14 protein-coding genes and 1 pseudogene are annotated in these 18,196 nt (G+C 72.8%); 8 read left to right on the forward strand and 7 right to left on the reverse strand.

Annotation, left to right across the window (positions count from 1 at the left end; genetic code table 11):
* Nucleotides 1–139 precede the first annotated feature (139 nt).
* The 4 genes from ACFYWQ_RS07360 (at nt 140) to hutH (ending at nt 5,197) form a co-directional block, all read left to right on the forward strand.
* Nucleotides 140–1,303: an adenylate/guanylate cyclase domain-containing protein gene (locus tag ACFYWQ_RS07360; protein ID WP_389513653.1), complete on the forward strand. Its 1,164-nt coding sequence runs from the start codon at nt 140–142 to the stop codon at nt 1,301–1,303.
* A 221-nt stretch (nt 1,304–1,524) separates the two neighbouring features.
* Nucleotides 1,525–2,325 carry an enoyl-CoA hydratase/isomerase family protein gene (locus ACFYWQ_RS07365; RefSeq protein ID WP_389514386.1) on the forward strand — a complete coding sequence of 267 codons (801 nt, stop codon included), beginning with the start codon at nt 1,525–1,527 and terminating at the stop codon, nt 2,323–2,325.
* A gap of 99 nt (nt 2,326–2,424) precedes the next feature.
* Nucleotides 2,425–3,570 carry a diguanylate cyclase domain-containing protein gene (locus ACFYWQ_RS07370; RefSeq protein WP_389513655.1) on the forward strand — a complete coding sequence of 382 codons (1,146 nt, stop codon included), beginning with the start codon at nt 2,425–2,427 and terminating at the stop codon, nt 3,568–3,570.
* A gap of 88 nt (nt 3,571–3,658) precedes the next feature.
* Nucleotides 3,659–5,197, forward strand: a complete 1,539-nt coding sequence (gene hutH, locus ACFYWQ_RS07375) for a histidine ammonia-lyase (RefSeq protein ID WP_389514388.1) — start codon at nt 3,659–3,661, stop codon at nt 5,195–5,197.
* A gap of 67 nt (nt 5,198–5,264) precedes the next feature.
* Here the strand turns inward: hutH and ACFYWQ_RS07380 are convergent, their stop codons facing one another.
* Nucleotides 5,265–6,065, reverse strand: a complete 801-nt coding sequence (locus tag ACFYWQ_RS07380) for a hypothetical protein (RefSeq protein ID WP_389513657.1) — start codon at nt 6,063–6,065, stop codon at nt 5,265–5,267.
* 43 nt (nt 6,066–6,108) lie between these two features.
* Nucleotides 6,109–6,474 (reverse strand): LAETG motif-containing sortase-dependent surface protein, encoded by a 366-nt coding sequence (locus ACFYWQ_RS07385; RefSeq protein ID WP_389513658.1) that lies wholly within the window; start codon nt 6,472–6,474, stop codon nt 6,109–6,111.
* Nucleotides 6,475–7,122: 648 nt separating this feature from the next.
* On the opposite strand from ACFYWQ_RS07385, the gene ACFYWQ_RS07390 reads away from it, so the two are divergent.
* From ACFYWQ_RS07390 to ACFYWQ_RS07400, 3 genes and pseudogenes are all read left to right on the forward strand, one after another.
* Nucleotides 7,123–8,385, forward strand: a complete 1,263-nt coding sequence (locus tag ACFYWQ_RS07390) for an Ig-like domain-containing protein (RefSeq protein ID WP_389513659.1) — start codon at nt 7,123–7,125, stop codon at nt 8,383–8,385.
* Between the two features lie 146 nt (nt 8,386–8,531).
* Entirely contained in the window at nt 8,532–10,031 is a 1,500-nt protein-coding gene (locus ACFYWQ_RS07395; RefSeq protein WP_389513661.1) for an ABC transporter permease, read from the forward strand.
* Nucleotides 10,032–10,091: 60 nt separating this feature from the next.
* Nucleotides 10,092–10,763 (forward strand): annotated as a pseudogene (locus tag ACFYWQ_RS07400) (ABC transporter ATP-binding protein); the annotation flags it as partial.
* Between the two features lie 362 nt (nt 10,764–11,125).
* On the opposite strand, the gene ACFYWQ_RS07405 reads toward ACFYWQ_RS07400, so the two are convergent.
* A complete protein-coding gene (locus ACFYWQ_RS07405; RefSeq protein WP_389513663.1) occupies nt 11,126–12,070 on the reverse strand; it encodes a helix-turn-helix domain-containing protein in 945 nt (314 codons plus the stop codon).
* A gap of 168 nt (nt 12,071–12,238) precedes the next feature.
* On the opposite strand from ACFYWQ_RS07405, the gene ACFYWQ_RS07410 reads away from it, so the two are divergent.
* Nucleotides 12,239–13,291, forward strand: a complete 1,053-nt coding sequence (locus ACFYWQ_RS07410; protein ID WP_389514390.1) for an NAD(P)-dependent alcohol dehydrogenase — start codon at nt 12,239–12,241, stop codon at nt 13,289–13,291.
* 113 nt (nt 13,292–13,404) lie between these two features.
* Here the strand turns inward: ACFYWQ_RS07410 and ACFYWQ_RS07415 are convergent, their stop codons facing one another.
* The 4 genes from ACFYWQ_RS07415 to ACFYWQ_RS07430 all read right to left on the reverse strand — a co-directional run bounded on the left by ACFYWQ_RS07415 (nt 13,405) and on the right by ACFYWQ_RS07430 (nt 18,180).
* A complete protein-coding gene (locus ACFYWQ_RS07415; protein WP_389513665.1) occupies nt 13,405–14,199 on the reverse strand; it encodes a Type 1 glutamine amidotransferase-like domain-containing protein in 795 nt (264 codons plus the stop codon).
* Between the two features lie 105 nt (nt 14,200–14,304).
* Entirely contained in the window at nt 14,305–15,507 is a 1,203-nt protein-coding gene (locus ACFYWQ_RS07420) for an MFS transporter (protein WP_389513666.1), read from the reverse strand.
* A gap of 155 nt (nt 15,508–15,662) precedes the next feature.
* Nucleotides 15,663–17,252, reverse strand: coding sequence for an alpha/beta hydrolase (locus tag ACFYWQ_RS07425; protein WP_389513668.1), 1,590 nt, complete (start codon nt 17,250–17,252; stop codon nt 15,663–15,665).
* Between the two features lie 223 nt (nt 17,253–17,475).
* Nucleotides 17,476–18,180, reverse strand: a complete 705-nt coding sequence (locus ACFYWQ_RS07430) for a pyridoxamine 5'-phosphate oxidase family protein (RefSeq protein WP_389513669.1) — start codon at nt 18,178–18,180, stop codon at nt 17,476–17,478.
* Nucleotides 18,181–18,196: the final 16 nt, after the last annotated feature.

Below are 18,196 nucleotides of genomic sequence, written 5' to 3' on the forward strand. Positions count from 1 at the left end.
GGTGGCCGTCCGCGCCGGGTGTCCTCGCCCCGGGCGGCGGGGCCCTCCGGTTCCTGCTTGCGGAGTGAGCTGGCGCACACCTGCCGTAGAGTTGAGGCCGGTCGATACCTGACCGCTGTAGATCGGAAGGGCAGCAGGCGTGACCGTCGACGACACGGGCTCCGGCGCGGGCGCGGACGGCCGGGTTGACCATCCTCCGCACTCGGTCCCGGCCGAGCGGGGGGACCCCCAGGCCACCGAGCCCGGCGACGACCCGCTCGCCCTGCGCCTGGAGCAGCTCATCCTCGGCGCCGAGCGGCGCTACACCCCCTTCCAGGCGGCCCGCAGCGCCGGTGTCTCCATGGAGCTGGCGTCCCGTTTCTGGCGGGCGATGGGCTTCGCCGACATCGGGCAGGCCAAGGCGCTCACCGAGGCCGACGTGCTGGCGCTGCGGCGGCTCGCGGGTCTGGTGGAGGCGGGCCTGCTGAGCGAGGCGATGGCGGTGCAGGTGGCCCGGTCGACCGGGCAGACCACCGCCCGGCTGGCGGAGTGGCAGATCGACTCCTTCCTGGAGGGGCTGACCGAGCCGCCCGAGCCGGGGATGACCCGCACCGAGGTCACGTATCCGATCGTCGAGCTGCTGCTGCCCGAGCTGGAGGAGTTCCTCGTCTACGTGTGGCGCCGGCAGCTCGCCGCCTCGGCCGGGCGGGTCGTGCAGGCCGCGGACGACGAGGAGATGGTGGACCGGCGGCTCGCGGTCGGGTTCGCCGACCTGGTCGGGTTCACGCGGCTGACCCGCCGGATGGAGGAGGAGGAGCTCGGCGAGCTCGTCGAGGCCTTCGAGACGACCGCCGCCGACCTGGTCGCCGCGCGGGGCGGGCGGCTCATCAAGACGCTGGGCGACGAGGTGCTGTACGCGGCCGACGACGCCGGTACCGCCGCCGACATCGCGCTGCGTCTCGTGGAGACGATGAGCAACGACGAGACGATGCCCGAGCTGCGCGTCGGCATGGCGTTCGGGACGGTGACCACCCGGATGGGCGATGTCTTCGGCACGACCGTCAACCTGGCCTCGCGGCTGACGTCGATAGCGCCGCGGGACGCCGTGCTCGTCGACAGCGCGTTCGCCGAGGAGGTCGTCCGCACCGGCGACGCGCCCGCCTCCGAGGCGGAGGCCGCCGAGGAGGCCGCCGCCGCGGAGAAGGAGGGCAAGGAGCCGCCCGTCTACCGCTTCGCGCTCCAGCCGATGTGGCAGCGGCCGGTGCGCGGCCTCGGCGTGGTCGAGCCCTGGCTGCTGACCCGCCGCGGCGACGGCGGCCGCTGACGACGCCCCTCCGGACCCGAGCGGGCCGGCGCACAGGCCGGCGCACAGGTCGGCGCACAGGCCGACGAGGGGGACGCGCGCCCCCGGTCGGCCCGGCGGTCGCGCTGTCGCCCTTCCCCCCGCCCACCCGGCCTGCGATCATCGGGCGAGCGGTGGGTGTTAACCCGCGTTAACCAGTCCAGTGTCGGTCTGTCGATCCGGAGGGTGTCGTGAGCGGTGTCGTGCGTGAGGAGCGGTTCGGGGAGTCCGTGCTGGTGCGGCGGCACGGGGACGGGCATGTCGCGGAGCTGGTCCTGGACCGGCCCAAGGCCATGAACGCCGTCTCGACGGAGCTGGCCCGGTCGATCGCGGCGGCCTGCGCGGCGCTGGGCGGCGACCGGGAGGTGCGGGTGGTCGTGGTGACCTCCACGCACGAACGGGCCTTCTGCGTCGGCGCCGACCTCAAGGAGCGGAACTCCCTCACCGACGCCGAGCTGGTGCGGCAGCGGCCGGTGGCGCGGGGGGCGTACACCGGGGTGCTGGAGCTGCCGGTGCCGACGGTGGCGGCGGTGCACGGGTTCGCGCTGGGCGGCGGGTTCGAGCTGGCGCTGGCGTGCGACGTGATCGTGGCGGACCGTACGGCCGTGGTCGGGTTGCCCGAGGTGTCGGTCGGGGTGATCCCGGGCGGTGGCGGGACGCAGTTGCTGCCCCGGCGGGTGGGGGCGGCACGCGCCGCCGAGCTGATCTTCAGCGCACGGCGGGTGGAGGCCGCGGAGGCGCGGGAGCTGGGGCTGGTGGACGTCCTGGTGGAGGCGGGGCGGGACCGCGAGGAGGCGTTGGCGCTGGCCGCGCGCATCGGGGCGAACTCCCCGGTGGGGCTGCGGGCGGCCAAGCGGGCCCTGCGGCTGGGGCAGGGGCTGGATCTGCGGGCCGGACTGGAGGTCGAGGACGCGGCCTGGCGGGCGGTGGCGTTCTCGGGCGACCGGGCGGAGGGCGTGGCGGCGTTCAACGAGAAGCGGACGCCGCGGTGGCCGGGTGAGTGACGCCGCCCCTCCGGCCGGGAGGGGGCGCGGGACACGGGCGCGTCACTTCGGGTGCCTGCTGGTGCCACCTTCGTAGGCAAAAGTCCCTAACCTGGTGAAATGGGTGAGGACAGACGCCTCGCGGCCGTGGTGGCGCTGGCGCAGGGGATGGCGGCCGCGCACACGCCCCGCGAGTCGTGGCGTGCGGCGGCGTTCGGCGCGTGCCGGGCACTGGCCGGCGCGTTCGCCGCGCTCTCGGTGTGGGAGCGGGACCTCGGGCGGCTGCGGGTCCTTGTGAACGTGGGGGACCGGGCGCCGGACGAGGACGAGTTCCCCGAGGGTGAGGCCTATCCGGTGCATCAGTTCCCGGAGATCACCGAGTTCCTGCACGAGCGCTGGGCGGCCGGCGGCGAGCCCAACGCCTGGGTGGAGACGGCGCGGGGGCCCGCCGCCGGGCGGCCCGGCTACTGCCAGCAGCGGGTCGCCGCGCTGCGCCGGCGCGGCCGCGGCTCCTGCGTCGTCGCGCCGATCGTGCTGCACGGCCGCGCGTGGGGCGAGCTGTACGTCGCCCGCTCCACCGGCGCCCCCGTCTTCGGCCGTGCCGACGCCGACTTCGCCACCGTCCTCGCCGCCGTCGTCGCCGCCGGGCTCGCGCAGTCGGAGCGGCTGGAGGAGGCCCGCAGGCTCGCCTTCACCGACGCCCTCACCGGCCTGGCCAACCGCCGCGCCGTCGACGTACGGCTGGAGGAGGCCGTCGAGCGGCACCGGACGCACGGGGAGACGGTGAGCCTCGCCGTGTGCGACCTCAACGGGCTCAAGCGGGTCAACGACACCCGGGGGCACGCCGTGGGGGACCGGCTGCTGGAGCGGTTCGGGTCGGTGCTGTCGCTGTGCGGGGCGATGCTGCCCGGCGCGCTCGCCGCGCGGCTCGGCGGGGACGAGTTCTGTCTGCTCGCCGTCGGTCCGCCGGCCGACGACGTGGTGAAGGTCGCCGGCGAACTGTGCCGGCGGGCCGCCGAGCTGGAGCTCGGCGAGGGCGTGGCCTGCGGGGTCGCCTCCACGGACGACCCCATCGGGCCGGTGCGCTCGGCCCGGCGGCTGTTCCGGCTCGCGGACGCCGCCCAGTACCGGGCCAAGGCCGTACGGGCCGCCCGGCCGGTGGTCGCGGGCCGGGAGGGGCCCGACGACCCCGTCGTACGCCTCGCCGACGAGCCGCCGCGGGGACCGGCCGCCGAACGGCGGAGCTTCCGCGGGCTGCCGAACTGAGCCGGCGGTGTGACGCATCGGTAAGGGGTGAACCCCGGCCCCACGGGTGACATCCTCGTCTTCACTGCGTACGCTCCTGAATATGGATATGCATACTGTGGTGGTGGGGACGTCCGGGGTGACCGCGTCCGACGTGCTCGCCGTGGCGCGCGGCGGCGCCCGGGTCGAGCTCTCCGGGGAGGCGGTGGCGGCCCTCGCCGCCGCCCGCGAGATCGTGGACGCGCTGGCGGCCAAGCCCGAACCCGTCTACGGCGTCTCCACCGGATTCGGCGCCCTCGCCACCCGGCACATCAGCCCGGAGCTGCGCGCGCGGCTCCAGCGCAACATCGTCCGCTCGCACGCCGCCGGCATGGGACCGCGGGTCGAGCGGGAGGTCGTCCGGGCCCTGATGTTCCTGCGGCTGAAGACCGTCTGCTCCGGCCACACCGGAGTGCGCCCCGAGGTCGCGCGGTCCATGGCCGACCTGCTGAACGCCGGCATCACCCCCGTCGTCCACGAACACGGCTCCCTCGGCTGCTCCGGCGACCTCGCCCCGCTGTCGCACTGCGCCCTGACGCTCATGGGGGAGGGGGACGCCGAGGGCCCCGACGGCGTCGTACGGCCCGCGGGCGACCTGCTCGCCGAGCACGGCATCGCGCCCGTCGAACTGCGGGAGAAGGAGGGGCTCGCCCTCCTCAACGGGACCGACGGCATGCTAGGCATGCTGCTCATGGCCCTGGACGACCTCGACACCCTCTACAAGTCCGCCGACGTCACGGCCGCCCTCAGCCTGGAGGCCCTGCTCGGCACCGACAAGGTGCTCGCCCCCGAACTGCACGCCATCCGCCCGCACCCGGGACAGGCGGCCAGCGCCGCCAACATGCTGGCCGTGCTGAAGGGCTCGGAGCTGACCGGCCACCACCAGGACGACGCGCCCCGCGTCCAGGACGCCTACTCGGTGCGCTGCGCCCCGCAGGTCGCCGGCGCCGGACGGGACACCCTGGCGCACGCCCGGCTGGTCGCCGAGCGGGAACTGGCGTCGGCCGTCGACAACCCGGTGGTGCTTCCCGACGGACGCGTCGAGTCCAACGGCAACTTCCACGGCGCCCCGGTCGCCTACGTCCTCGACTTCCTCGCCGTCGCCGCCGCCGACCTCGCCTCGATCGCCGAACGGCGCACCGACCGGCTCCTGGACAAGAACCGCAGCCACGGGCTGCCGCCGTTCCTCGCCGACGACGCCGGGGTCGACTCCGGGCTGATGATCGCCCAGTACACGCAGGCCGCGCTGGTCGCCGAGATGAAGCGGCTGGCCGTACCCGCCTCGGCGGACTCCATCCCGTCCTCCGCCATGCAGGAGGACCACGTGTCGATGGGCTGGGCGGCGGCGCGCAAGCTGCGCACGGCCGTCGACGACCTCGCGCGCGTGCTCGCCGTCGAGCTCTACGCCGCCACCCGCGCCGTCGAACTGCGCGAGGGGCTCACCCCGGCGCCCGCGACCCGGGCCGTCATCGACGCCGTCCGCGCGGCGGGCGTCCAGGGGCCCGGACCCGACCGGTTCCTCGCGCCCGACCTCGCGGCGGCGGACGGGTTCGTCCGCGAGGGACGGCTCGTGGCCGCCGCGGAGACGGTCACCGGGCCGCTGCGGTAGGGGGCCAGGGGGTGGCCGACGTGCCGGGGCCCCGCCGCGCGCACGCGCGTGGCGGGGCCCCGGACGGTCACTTCAACTTGGCGACCTGCGCCTCGACCACGACGGCCGGGACCTCGCTCTCGCCACCCTCCACCAGTGTGGTCAGGTTGATCGGGTAGAACGTGGCCAGCGTGCTGCCGCTACGGACCATCTCGACGTGGAACGTAACCGGGCCGTCGCTGCCCGTGTCGACCACGGCGGCGAACGCGGCGGACCCGTCGCCCGCCACGGAGGCCTGGTCCGCCGTGACCTTGGTGATCTTCTGGTCCTCGCCGTCGGCGGTGATGCCGAACCCGCCGGAACAGGCGTCGATGCCGTCGGTGACGGCCTTCAGGGCCTTCTCGGCGCCGTCCCCGTCGTAGGAGGACAGGCCCACGAAGGTGGTGGCGACGCTGAAGGCGTCGTCGATGTCTTCCTCGGTGAGGTCCTCCACCGAGGTGGCGTCCGACAGCTTGTCCTCCGTCACCGTGTTGCTCGCGCCGGCCTCCGTCTCACCCGGCGGGAGGGCGGCCATGGCGTAGGCGAGCGGCGCGCACGCCTCGTCGTCGACCTGCACCGTGCTCTTGGACTTCGGGAGCGTGTCGTCGCCCGATTCGACGGTGAACCCCTTGTCCACGCCCTGGGCGAGGAGCAGCTTCTCCAGTTCGGCCGAGGTCAGCGCCTCGGCGGCCGGAGCCGACGACGAGGCGGCGGCACCGGAACCGGAGCCGGACCCCTTGGATCCCTTGTCCTTCTTGCCGTCGCCGCTGGAGCACCCCGTGACGAGTGCGAGCGACAGCGCCCCCAGGACAGCCGCGGCGCACAGCCGCGCCCCCGATGATCTGTTCATGATCGGGACTATGAGGTCCCTGTGAACGAAGCGTCAAGTCTTTTCAAAAACCGAGACGCTCCCGGCGCACCGAGTACACGACGAATCCCGCCCCCAGCGCGAGCAGTGCGGTCCCGCCGGCCACATAGGGAGTGGTGTCGAAGCTGCCGGTGTCGGCGAGGCGGGTGCCGTCCCCGGTCTCCGAGGTGTCCGTGGCCGTGGAGGCGGCCCGGGCCTGGGTGGTGACCTGGGTCCGGGTGGCCGTGGCGGACTGCGCCTGGCCGTCGGACTGTGCCTGGATGGTCTGCGACGCCGCGTTCGTTCTCGCCGGGGCGTCCTGCGTCGCGTTGGCGTTCGGGACGAACCACAGGGCGCCCAACAGGGTCCCCGCGGCGGCGGCGGTCAGCAACGGACGGCGAGCGGATGACACGGAATATCGATCCCCTTGTGACGCTGGCGAATTGGCCGTGTGTCCCGATGCTAATGAAAGGCGCGGGTCGCGGGAAAGTTGCGGGAGCCGACAGGCACGCGCTCCTCACGGGAACACCGAAAAGGCGCCCGGATATGTCCCGATTCACATGGATTTCGCATCGCGAGGGGAATGTCCGGCCGCTGTGACCGAAGACACCGCGGCGGAGCCCGGTGCCCCCACCGCTCCGTACGGGCTGGTCAGCGCGGTGCCGACGGCCGGACTTCACCGAGTCTCCCGGCCCCGCGCACCGATCGATCATGACGGTGACTCGCCTTGCCGGGGCCCGGCCGAGGATGATGGTGGGCGGACGACGGGCGGACACCGACGGCGGTGGCCGCACGGGTGGCATCGGCTGGGCGTATCGGGGAATTCTTGACTCCGGACGGCAACCGCGCCCGGGGTTCCGTCGTCTCAAGCAATGCGCCCCGAGCGAAGTGCCTCAGGATGACGCGCTGACCGACACCGCGCCGCGGGTCCCGGGCGGGCCAGCCCCGCCGTGGACGTGGTGTGGCCCACACATCGGGGAAATGTGGAACGGGACGAACCGGTCGAGGCGTTGAGGCTTTTTAACGGGGACCCTCGGGGTAGTTCGGGATTTCGGCAACGATGGAGAAGCGTGTGATGACGGACAGTAGGCGGCGCAGGGGTCTGATGACCGCGTCCGCACTGCTCGGCGGTGTTCTGGTGCTCACCGCGTGTTCCAGTGGCGACAGCAGTGCCTCGGACGGCGCGGGAAGCTCCTCTCAGGCCCAGGCCGACGAGGCGGCGGCCCAGAAGGCCTCCGAGGCCCAGATCAAGATCACGCCCGCGGACGGCTCGGACAACGCCTCCATCAACAACTCGGCGGCCGTCACGGTGAGCAAGGGCACGCTCACCGAGGTGACGATGACCACCGCCGACGGCACCGCCGTGGCGGGCGAGCTCTCCGCCGACAAGACCACCTGGAAGCCCAGCGACCAGCTGGAGCGCTCCACCACCTACAAGCTCGCGGCGACCGCGAAGGACTCCGACGGCCGCGAGGCCCACGAGAACGCCTCCTTCACCACGGTCTCCCCCGACAACAGCTTCATAGGCAACTTCACGCCGGAGGACGGCTCGACCGTCGGCGTGGGCATGCCGGTGTCGATCAACTTCAACAAGGAGATCACCAACAAGGCCGCCGTCCAGAAGGGCATCACGGTCAGCTCCAGCAGCGGCCAGGAAGTCGTCTGCCACTGGTTCAACACCCAGCGCATGGACTGCCGCCCCGATGAGTACTGGCAGGAGAACTCCACCGTCACGCTGAAGCTCGCGCTCGACGGCGTCGAGGGCGCCGACGGCGTCTACGGCGTCCAGCAGAAGACGGTCACCTTCACGATCGGCCGCAACCAGGTCACGTACGTCGACGCGAAGACCAAGCAGATGAAGGTCACGCAGGACGGCAAGACGGTCCGGACCATCCCGATCTCCGCCGGCTCGCCCGACAACAAGACGTACGAAGGCCAGATGGTGATCTCCGAGAAGTTCAAGGAGACCCGGATGAACGGCGCGACGGTCGGCTTCACCGACGACGACGGCAAGGGCGAGTACGACATCAAGGACGTGCCGCACGCCATGCGCCTGACCACCTCCGGCACCTTCGTGCACGGCAACTACTGGGGCGCGAAGTCCATCTTCGGCTCGGTGAACACCAGCCACGGCTGCGTCGGCCTGTCCGACACCAAGGGCGCCGACGACGACAGCACGCCGGCCGCCTGGTTCTACAACAACTCGATCATCGGTGACGTCGTGGTCGTCCAGAACACCGGCGACAAGACCGTCTCCCCGGACAACGGCCTCAACGGCTGGAACATGGACTGGGCGCAGTGGAAGGCCGGTTCGGCCGTCTGACCCGCCCGGCCTCCGGGCCGATCCACAGCTTTCCGGTGCCGCCCCCAGGGGCGGCACCGGCGTTTCCGGGGTTGTTCACAGCCTTCTCATCGTTCTCTTATATTCGCCTTATCCCTTCATCACGGTCTGTCCCTAGCTTGCGGCGCATGTTCTTCACCTACCTGAGGCGCGAACTGCGCCGCCGCAGAAAGGCGGCCCTCGTCGTCGCCTCCGGGCTCGCGCTGGGTATCGCGCTGGTCATCGTGGTCACCTCCGTGTCCGCCGGCATGAGCAAGGCCCAGGACAAGGTCCTCCAGTCCCTGTACGGCCTGGGCACGGACATGACCGTCACCAAGGCCGCCGCCGCCCCCACCGCGAACTCCTCGGAACGCCCGCGCTTCCAGTTCGACGCGCAGGAGGACGGCTCCGACGAGGAACAGAGCAGCGACCGCGTCATGGTCCAGGGCTTCCAGACCCTGTCCACCTCGACCGTCACCAAGGTCGGCAAGCAGAGCGGTGTCGCCGACGCGGTCGGCGGACTGAGCCTGCAAGTCATCAAGGTCAGCGGCCAGTTCACCCGCGGCCAGTTCCAGCAGGACGGCAACGGCGGCGGCCAGCAGGGCGGTCCGGGCGGCATCGGCGGCGGCTCCGGCCAGCCGCAGGGCGAAGTGCAGGGCGGCGGCGCCGACTTCGACGTCAACAACTACTCCGTCTACGGCACCGACGTCGCCGAGCCCGCGCTCGGCCCGCTGACCTCCTCCAAGATCACCAGCGGTCGTACCTTCAAGACGACGGAGACCGACGGCAAGGTCGCGGTCGTCGACTCGGCGTACGCCAAGGAGAAGGAGCTCAAGGTCGGCTCCACCGTCACCATCAAGAGCGTCAAGTTCAGCGTGATCGGCATCGCCACCGCCGACAGCGGCGACTCCGCCGCCAACGTCTACATCCCGCTGACGCAGGCTCAGACCCTCAGCGACTCGAAGAACAAGGTCACCACGATCTACGTCAAGGCGACCGACTCGCAGCAGATCGACAGCGTCAAGTCCGCGATCCAGAAGAACGTCTCCGGTACGACGGTGACGACCTCCGCCGACCTCGCGGACACCGTCTCCGGTTCCCTCTCCACGGCGTCCTCCCTCGCCACCAGCGTCGGCAAGTGGCTGTCCATCGCGGTGCTGATCGCCGCGTTCCTGGTGGCCGGTCTGCTGACCTCCTCGGCGGTCTCGCGGCGCGTGCGGGAGTTCGGCACGCTCAAGGCGCTCGGGTGGAAGTCCGGGCGCGTCACCCGTCAGGTGGTCGGGGAGGCGATGGTCAACGGGCTGCTGGGCGGCGCGCTGGGGATCGCGATCGGCCTGGCGGGCGCCTACGTCGTGACGGCCATCAGCCCCACCCTCGAGGCCCAGCTGGGCTCCGGCGGCGGTGGCGGCATGGGCGGCGGTGGCGGCATGGGCGGTGGCCCCGGCGGCGGTGGCGGGGGCGGCTTCGGCGGTGGCGGCCCGCAGTCGGCCTCCCAGACGCTCGACGTCGCGCTCACCGCGCCCGTCAGCGTCACGACCGTGGCGATCGCCGTCGCGCTCGCCGTGGCCGGTGGGCTGATCGCGGGGGCGTTCGGTGGCTGGCGTGCCTCCCGGCTGCGGCCGGCCGACGCGCTGCGCCGCGTCGAGTAGCACGCCGCGTCGCACAGCCGGCGCCGCCGCAACCCCTTCACCCACCCCAGGAGTTGACCCATGTACGAACTCAGAGGCGTCACCAAGCGCTACACACGCGGCAAGGAGACCGTCCACGCCCTCGACGGCGTCGACCTGACCATCCCGGACGGCGACCGGCTCGTCATCCAGGGACCCACCGGCGGCGGCAAGTCGACGCTGCTCCAGATGCTCGGCGGACTCGACCGGCCCTCCGAGGGCGAGGTCGTCCTCGACGGCACCGACCTGGCCAAGCTCTCCGAGGCCCGCCTGACGAAGGTGCGCAGCGAGAACATCGGCTTCGTCTTCCAGTCGTTCAACCTCATCCCGACGCTCACCGCCCAGGAGAACGTCGAGACCGCCCTCGTCCCCCTCGGCGTGAAGACCCGCGAGCGGCGCGAGCGGGCCGCCGAGGCACTGCGGTCGGTCGGGCTCGGCGAGCGGCTCGGGCATCTGCCCAGCGAGATGTCCGGCGGGCAGCAGCAGCGCGTGGCGATCGCCCGCGCGCTGGTGAAGCAGCCGAAGGTGCTGCTCGCCGACGAGCCCACCGGCAACCTCGACGAGTCGATGCGCGACGAGATCATGGACGTGCTGGAGACCCTGTGGAAGGAGCACGGGCTCACCTTCATCATGGTCACCCACGACTCGTCCATCGCGAAGAAGGCCCCGCGCCTGGCGACGATCCGCAAGGGCAAGATCACGGTGAAGGAGAACCCCAAGGCCGCCGCGGCGGAGAAGGCCAAGGGCCCGGTCAAGGAGGGCTCGGCCAAGGAGGGCTCGGTCAAGGAGGGCGACAAGGGCACGGTGGACGAGGACGCCAAGAAGGCCGCTGCTTCCTGAGGTCCGGTTCTTCCGGTCCGTCGGCCTTCCGGCCGGTCCTTCCGGGCCTCCGGTTCTCTCGCGTTCTTTCGCGGCGCACCGAGCGTCCCCCGGGACCACCCCGCACCACCCCGCACCAGCCCGTACGACGACCCCGTACGACGACCCCGTACGACCCCGCACCCCCCGGCGGCCTTCCGGCGCCGGGGGGTGCGGGTATGACAACGGGTTCTGTACGGGTCCCGCTGCCCCGCCCCTCAGGCGTACGGCGCCTGGGACCCCGCCCCCGCCCTCGTCGCGTCGGCCCCCCAGCTCGCCAGCAGCCGCAGCGCCTCCGCCGAGGGCGATCCCGGTTCCGCGTGGTAGGTCACCATCGACTGCTCGCCGTCGCCCGAGAGCCGGAACCCCTCGAAGTTCAGGGACAGCTCCCCGACCAGCGGATGACGGAGCAGCTTCACCCCGTGGCTCTTCTCCTTGACGTCGTGCGTCGCCCACAGCCGCCGGAAGTCCTCGCTCTTCACCGACAGCTCGCCCACCAGCGCCGACAGCCGGGGGTCGTCCGGATAGCACCCGGCGTCCATGCGCAGCGCGCACACGATGTCGATCGCCTTCTGCTCCCAGTCGACGAACAGCTCGCGGTAGTCGGGCCGCAGGAACACCAGCCGCGCCCAGTTCCGCTCGGCGTCCGTCAGCTCCGACCAGTCCCCGAAGACCGCCGCCGCCATCCGGTTCCACGCCAGGATCTCGGCCCGCCGCCCGACGACGTACGCGGGCACCCCGTCCATCACGTCCAGCAGCTGCCGCAGCGCCGGCCGCACCTGCCGGGCCCGCGCCGCCGGCTTCTTCTTGTGCTGCTTGGGCTTGGCGAGGTGGGTGAGGTGCGCGTGCTCGGCGTCCGTCAGCCGCAGCGCGCGGGCGATGGAGTCCAGCACCTCCGCGGACACGTTCCGCCCGTTGCCCTGCTCCAGGCGCGTGTAGTACGCCACCGACACCCCGGCCAGCTGCGCCAGCTCCTCGCGCCTCAGCCCCGGCACCCGGCGGTGCCGCCCGAAGTCCCGCAGCCCCACGTCCTCCGGCTTCAGCCGGGCCCGCCGGGTGCGCAGGAACTCGCTGAGCTCGGCACGCCGGTCCAGACCCGCGCCGGCCCCGCCGGGTGCGCCGGGTGCGCCGGTCCTCGGCACGGGCTCGGGCTGTTCGTCCATGCGTCCAGTATTCCTGGTCGTACGCACACGATCCTGACCTTGCCAGTGGTACGCACCGTGGTCGTAGGCACGGGCGGGGGCTGGGCGGCCGCCGTGCGGCACGGCAGGCTGGTCGCCGTACCCGGTCCGGTCGCGGGCCGGGTGTACGACCCGCTAGGAGACCCCCGCATGACCACGGGCACGACCACCGTCGCCGCGTACGCCGCCCCCGCCGCCAAGGCTCCGCTGGAGCGCACCACGATCGAGCGCCGCGCGGTCGGCGAGCACGACGTACTGATCGACATCAAGTTCTCCGGAATCTGCCACTCCGACATCCACCAGGCCCGGGAGGGCTGGGGCAAGGCGATCTTCCCGATGGTGCCCGGCCACGAGATAGCGGGCGTCGTCTCGCAGGTCGGCCCCGGCGTGACGAAGTTCGCCGTCGGCGACCGGGTGGGCGTCGGCTGCCTCGTCGACTCCTGCCGGGAGTGCGACAACTGCCGGGCGGGCCTGGAGCAGTACTGCACCGGCGGCAGCGTCGGCACCTACAACGCCCTCGACAAGAACGGCGAGCCGACCTACGGCGGCTACGCGCAGAAGATCGTCGTCGACGAGGACTTCGTCGTCCGCGTCCCCGACGCGCTGCCGCTGGACGTCGCCGCCCCGCTGCTCTGCGCCGGCATCACCACGTACTCCCCGCTGCGGCACTGGAACGCCGGACCCGGCAAGAAGGTCGCCGTCCTCGGCATGGGCGGCCTCGGCCACATGGCCGTGAAGATCGCCCACGCGCTCGGCGCCGAGGTGACGGTCCTGTCCCAGTCCCTGCGCAAGAAGGACGACGGCCTGCGGCTGGGCGCCGACCACTACCACGCCACCAGCGACCCCGAGACCTTCGAGAAGCTGGCCGGCACCTTCGACCTCATCCTGTCCACCGTCTCCGCCCCGCTGGACCTGGGCGCCTACCTGTCCCTGCTGCGCACGGACGGCGCCTTCGTGAACGTCGGCGCGCCCGAGGAGCCCGTCGCCCTGAACCTGTTCTCGGTGATCGGCGGCCGCAAGACCCTGGCCGGCTCCTCCATCGGCGGCATCCGCGAGACCCAGGAGATGCTGGACTTCTGCGCCGCGCACGGCCTCGGCGCGGAGATCGAGCTGATCGGCGCGTCCGAGATCAACGAGGCGTACGAGCGGGTGCTCGTCAGCGACGTGCGCTACCGGTTCGTGATCGACGCGGCGACCATCTGAAACGCCCGGACCCCCGAACGTGCGTACGTGCGTACGACGAGCACGGACGAACGGCCGGGCGGCACCGAGACGACCGCCCAGGGCCCCGGCACCGCACGCACCCCGCCGGGGCCCTACGGGGCGGCGGTGAAGGACTCCCCGGCGCCGTAGGACCGCACGAGCACCCCGCCCCCCGGCGCCGGACGGACGGAGTGGGCGCGCCCCCGCCCGGCGACCCGGGCCGTACCGTCGCCCGACACCCGGACGACGGTGTGCTCGTCGACGGCGACCCCGTGCCGGAGCCGCCCGTCCGCGACGACGGCGGCCAGCCTCGGCAGCGTCCCCCACTGCGCCGCGTGCACGTCCACCCCGAACGGCACCAGCCCGAGCCCCGGCCGCACCTCCACCTCCTCCAGGTCCTCCGCGGTCTCCGGCGGACACACCGCGGCCCCGTCGACCAGCCATCCCCCGGCCACGCAGTCCCGCGCCGCGACCGCGGCACCGGCGGAGAAGCCGGCGTACGGAACGCCCCGCTCGGCGACCAGCGCGGCCAGCGCGTCCCGGCACCCGGCGAGCGCCTCCTGGTACGCCGGCGTCGGCCCGCCGCAGACGAACACCGCGTCCACGTCGTCCGACAGCGCCCCGAGCCCGACCCGCCCCCCGACCGGCACCGGCAGCGGCACGGGCGTACAGTCACCGGCCTTCCGCAGCAGCGCGTCGTACCGCGCGAACTGCTCGGCCCCGTCGCCCTCGTCGACCAGCACGCACAGGACGCGCGGCACCCGCACCGGGGCGGCCCGCAGGAACGGCCCGCACACGACCTCGGCGACGGACTCGTCCCGCCCGCCGCCGATCAGGAACACCTCACCGCCGGCCCTGTCGTTCCTCCTGTCGTTCCTGCCGCTGCCGCTTGCGCCGTGGCTGCTCACGCGTGTGCCTTCCTGGCCGGTCGTCCGATGTCCGCGGCCAAGTAACGCACGACCGGCGGCCCGCCCGCTCGGGCATTTCCCGTGGGTGACGGCCGGCGGCGGAGGTCACCGCGCCGGTGCGCGCCCACTCCGTACCGGCCGGCGGAGCAGGTAGACGGCCGCGACCGAGACCAGGACGGCCATGCAGGCGATGAACACCAGCCCCGCGCCCTCCAGGCCGAGCGGGACCGTCAGCACGCCCACACCGATGACGGGGACCGAGATCCCCGCGTACGCCACCACGAACAGCGTCGAGATCACCGCCGCGCGCCGGTCCTCGGGCGACGCCCCGGCGACCACGGACAGCCCTCCGCGGAACGCCAGCCCCTGCCCGCCACCGCCGACGAGCGCGCTCAGCACCACCAGCGGCAGCAGGTCCCACCGCAGCGCGCCCGCGAGCAGCGCCAGCCCGGCGAGCAGGCCGGCGCAGCCGAGCGGCAGCGAGCGCCCCGCTCCGACCCGGCCCACCGCCAGTTGCCCGGCGGTCGAGGCGAAGAAGGCCAGCGCGACGACCAGTCCGCTCACCGCGTGGTTGCCGACGTCCAGCGACTGCGCGAGGAACGCCGGGCTGACCGACGTGAACACCCCGAACAGCGCGAACCCCACGAACGAGGCGATCGCCGCGGGCCCGAACACGGCCCGCACCCGCGGGGGCAGCGCCGGCCACCGCGGCCGTACCGCGCTCAGCGGGCGCCGCTCCCGGACGGTCTCCCGAAGGCGCAGCAGGACCGCGGCCGAGCCGGCCACCAGGACGAGGTGCACGGCGAACGGCAGGTACAGCGGCCGGGCCGCGTACTGCGCGAGCACCCCGGCGAGCAGCGGACCGCAGCCCAGGCCGCCCATGGTGGCGGCCGTCGCCACGAACGTGGCCCGGGAGGCGCCGCCGCGGGGCGCCGACTCCATCACGTACGCCGTGGCGGCTCCGGTGAACAGCCCGGCGGACAGTCCCGACAGCAGCCGCCCCGCGTACAGCCAGCCCAGTCCGGTGGCACACAGGAAACAGACGGCGCTCGCCGCCGCGAACCCCAGCCCCCACAGCAGCACCGGCCGCCTGCCCACGGCGTCCGAGGCGTTCCCGGCCAGCAGCAGCACGCCGATGACCCCGAAGGCGTACACGGCGTACACGACGGTCACCGTCACCTCGGAGAACCCGAACTTCTCCTGGTAGAGGCCGTAGAGGGGAGTCGGCAGCGTGGTCCCGGCCATGCACACGGCGAACACCGCCCCGGCGAGCAGACACTGGCGCCACCCCCGACGATCACCGTTCATGCCGCCGACCGTAACCCCGCACACCACCGCGAAAGGTGTGGCGTGCCCGGCGGCGCGGGAGAGCCGGGGACGGCGGGCAGCGGACCAGGGGGTCCGTCAGATCACGGACCCCCTGCGTCTTCTCCCGGGGCGGGCCGGCGGGCGGTGCGGTTCTGTCAGGTGCAGATCGTGCCGACGGGCGGAAGCTGACCCTGTGTCAGATAGCGGTCCACGGCGGTGACGACGCAGGCGTTGCCGCGGTGGTAGGCGGCGTGCCCGTCGGCGTCGTAGGTGAGCAGGCGGCCGGAGGAGAGCTGGCGGGTGAGCGCCTTGGCCCAGGGGTACGGGGTGGCGGGATCACGCGTGGTGCCGACGACCAGGATGGGCGCGGCATCCGGCGCGGAGACGGTGCGCGAGGGCTGGGCCGGCGGGACGGGCCAGTGGGCGCACTGCATGAGCGGGGTCGCGAACAACCTGCCGAACTGGGGCGAGGTGCGCAGGAACTGCGGCAGCGCGGCCTGGACCTCCGCGGAGCTGAACCGCGGGGCGAGGGGGGCGCTCAGGCAGCTGATGGCGAAGAACGCGTCGGTGGCGTTGCTGGAGGTGTCCGTCGCGGAGCCGAGGAGTCGCTGGAGCGCGGTGGTGTCACCGGCCAGCACCTGCCGGAGCGCGGTGCGCAGCAGCTCCCACTCGGGGGCCCTCAGCGCCGTCGCGATCGCGATGAGGAGCTCGTCCCCCGAGACGGAGATGTCCTTGCCCTGGCGCAGGGGAACGCGGTCCAGGGAGCGCCGCAGCGTGTCCAGTCCGCGGCTGATCTCCTCGACGGAGCGGCCCAGCGGGCAGTCGGTGCGGGCGGCGCACGCGGCGGCGAAGGACTCCCAGGCCTGCTGGTAGCCGGCCGCGGTCTGAAGGACGTCCTGGTACCCGTCGAGGGAGGGGTCGACGGCACCGTCGAGCACCATCCGGCCCACCCGGGACGGGAAGAGGTCGGCGTAGGTGGTGCCCAGGTAGGTGCCGTAGGAGAAGCCGAGGTAGTGCAACCGGTCGTCGCCCACGAGCGCACGGAACAGGTCCATGTCCCGGGCCGCGTCCAGGGTGCCGAGGTGGGGGAGCAGCCGGCCGGCGTGCCGTGCGCACGCGGCGGTGAACTGCTCGTACTCCGCGTCATGGGCGGTGAACTCCGCCGAGTCGGCCGACAGGTGGCGGCCGAGCCCCGAGGAGTTCGTGGACGTGTCGGTCCCGCAGTCCACCGGGGTGCTGTGCTGCACGCCGCGCGGGTCCAGCGCGACCAGGTCGTAGGCGGCCCGCACGGCCGGGGAGAAGCGGTCGGCGCCGCCGCCCACCAGGAAGTCGATCGCGGACGCTCCGGGTCCGCCGGGATTGACCAGCAGCGAGCCCCTCCGCGCCGCGCCGTCGCCGGTGGACTTCTTCCGGGTGGCCTTCAGGAGGAGGTCGCCCGCGTCCGGACGGGCGTAGTCCAACGGCACCTTCATGGTGGTGCACTGGAACGAGGGGGAGCCGGGACAGGGCTCCCACAGGAGTTCCTGCTGGTGGTAGCGGAGCAGTCCCGGCGGGACGGCCGCGTCGGGGGCGGTGCCGTCCGTCTTCGCCGACCGCGTCACGGCGGGGGCCTCTCCGGGCCAGGCGGCGTACGGGGCGGTCAGCAGCAGCCCGCAGGCGCCCAGCAGTGCCGCCCTGTCGCGCAGCCTCCGCCTGCGTATTCGGTCGAGGTGGGGTGTGCGGTCAGTGGCTCGTGCAGCGGTCATCGCCATGCCTTCCTCGTGCGCCCATGCGAGCGATCCGGACCCGCCGGATGGGGCTTCACGGCGGGCCCGAGGTCACCTGCGTGCCTGGACGGTTCGGGCGGTTCCCTCCACCGCGCCCCGTCCTGTGATCAGGTCATCACAGACTGTGCTCAATGGATGGTTCGAGTAGGCCGAAGGCGTGAACCGGGACGGTCCGCGGAGCGGCCGGAGCGACGCTGTCGCGTCACCCGGGCCGTTGCACGGTGCTCTGTGCGTGGCTCTGCGTGCTGCTCTGCGTGCTGCTGTGTGCGCTGCTGTGTGCGCTGCTCTGTGCGCGCGGGATGCGGCCGGAGCCGTGCCGGGGCCCGGTGAAGTAGTCCGCGTCCTTGGCCCGCGTGGCGTCATGGCCGGTGGGGCGGGGTGCCGGTTCCAGGTGGGGTATGTACTTGGAGCAGTGGATGTAGGCCTCTTCGACGCTCAGGTGGACCCACAGCTCGGGGCTGCGCCCGGGCGCGACGTCGGTGGGCAGACCGGGATGGAGGGAACGCAGGCCCGCGTCGGTGTGCAGCCGGGCCGTGCCGTTGACGTGCAGGCCGACGTGGTGGTGGGTGAAGTCCACGAAGAGCATGCCGAGGTGGGGGTTCTCCGTCATGTTCCCGGCGCTGGCGAGCACACCGTTCCCGCGGAACTCGGGATACGCGAGCGAGTGGTCGTCGATCACGTGGACGAATCCCGGCGGTCCGGCGCGGAAGCTGGCGTCGCACTCCCCGTGGGAGTCGGCGGTGGCCAGGAAGACCATGGCCTGGCGGCCGATGAAGTCCCGCATCTCGGGCGTGAGACAGGGGCGTACCTGTCGGTCGTAGAACCGGGCGGCGCGGTCGGCGGTGCCCAGTTGCTGCTGCAACCGGTGTTCACCTGCTGATCCGAAGGGCGGCTGAGGGAAGGTCACGGGCGTTCTCCTGGCG

This window comes from Streptomyces sp. NPDC003247 (assembly GCF_042888135.1).
Taxonomy (GTDB): Bacteria; Actinomycetota; Actinomycetes; order Streptomycetales; family Streptomycetaceae; genus Streptomyces.

What these genes read in the sequence shown, in the direction of transcription:
- ACFYWQ_RS07370 (WP_389513655.1), top strand. Translation starts at nt 2,425, where the DNA reads ATGGGTGAGGACAGACGCCTCGCGGCCGTGGTGGCGCTGGCGCAGGGG.
- ACFYWQ_RS07390 (WP_389513659.1), top strand. Translation starts at nt 7,123, where the DNA reads ATGGAGAAGCGTGTGATGACGGACAGTAGGCGGCGCAGGGGTCTGATG.
- ACFYWQ_RS07425 (WP_389513668.1), bottom strand. Translation starts at nt 17,252, where the DNA reads ATGACCGCTGCACGAGCCACTGACCGCACACCCCACCTCGACCGAATA.
- ACFYWQ_RS07380 (WP_389513657.1), bottom strand. Translation starts at nt 6,065, where the DNA reads ATGAACAGATCATCGGGGGCGCGGCTGTGCGCCGCGGCTGTCCTGGGG.
- ACFYWQ_RS07405 (WP_389513663.1), bottom strand. Translation starts at nt 12,070, where the DNA reads ATGGACGAACAGCCCGAGCCCGTGCCGAGGACCGGCGCACCCGGCGCA.
- ACFYWQ_RS07410 (WP_389514390.1), top strand. Translation starts at nt 12,239, where the DNA reads ATGACCACGGGCACGACCACCGTCGCCGCGTACGCCGCCCCCGCCGCC.
- ACFYWQ_RS07395 (WP_389513661.1), top strand. Translation starts at nt 8,532, where the DNA reads ATGTTCTTCACCTACCTGAGGCGCGAACTGCGCCGCCGCAGAAAGGCG.
- hutH (WP_389514388.1), top strand. Translation starts at nt 3,659, where the DNA reads ATGCATACTGTGGTGGTGGGGACGTCCGGGGTGACCGCGTCCGACGTG.
- ACFYWQ_RS07420 (WP_389513666.1), bottom strand. Translation starts at nt 15,507, where the DNA reads ATGAACGGTGATCGTCGGGGGTGGCGCCAGTGTCTGCTCGCCGGGGCG.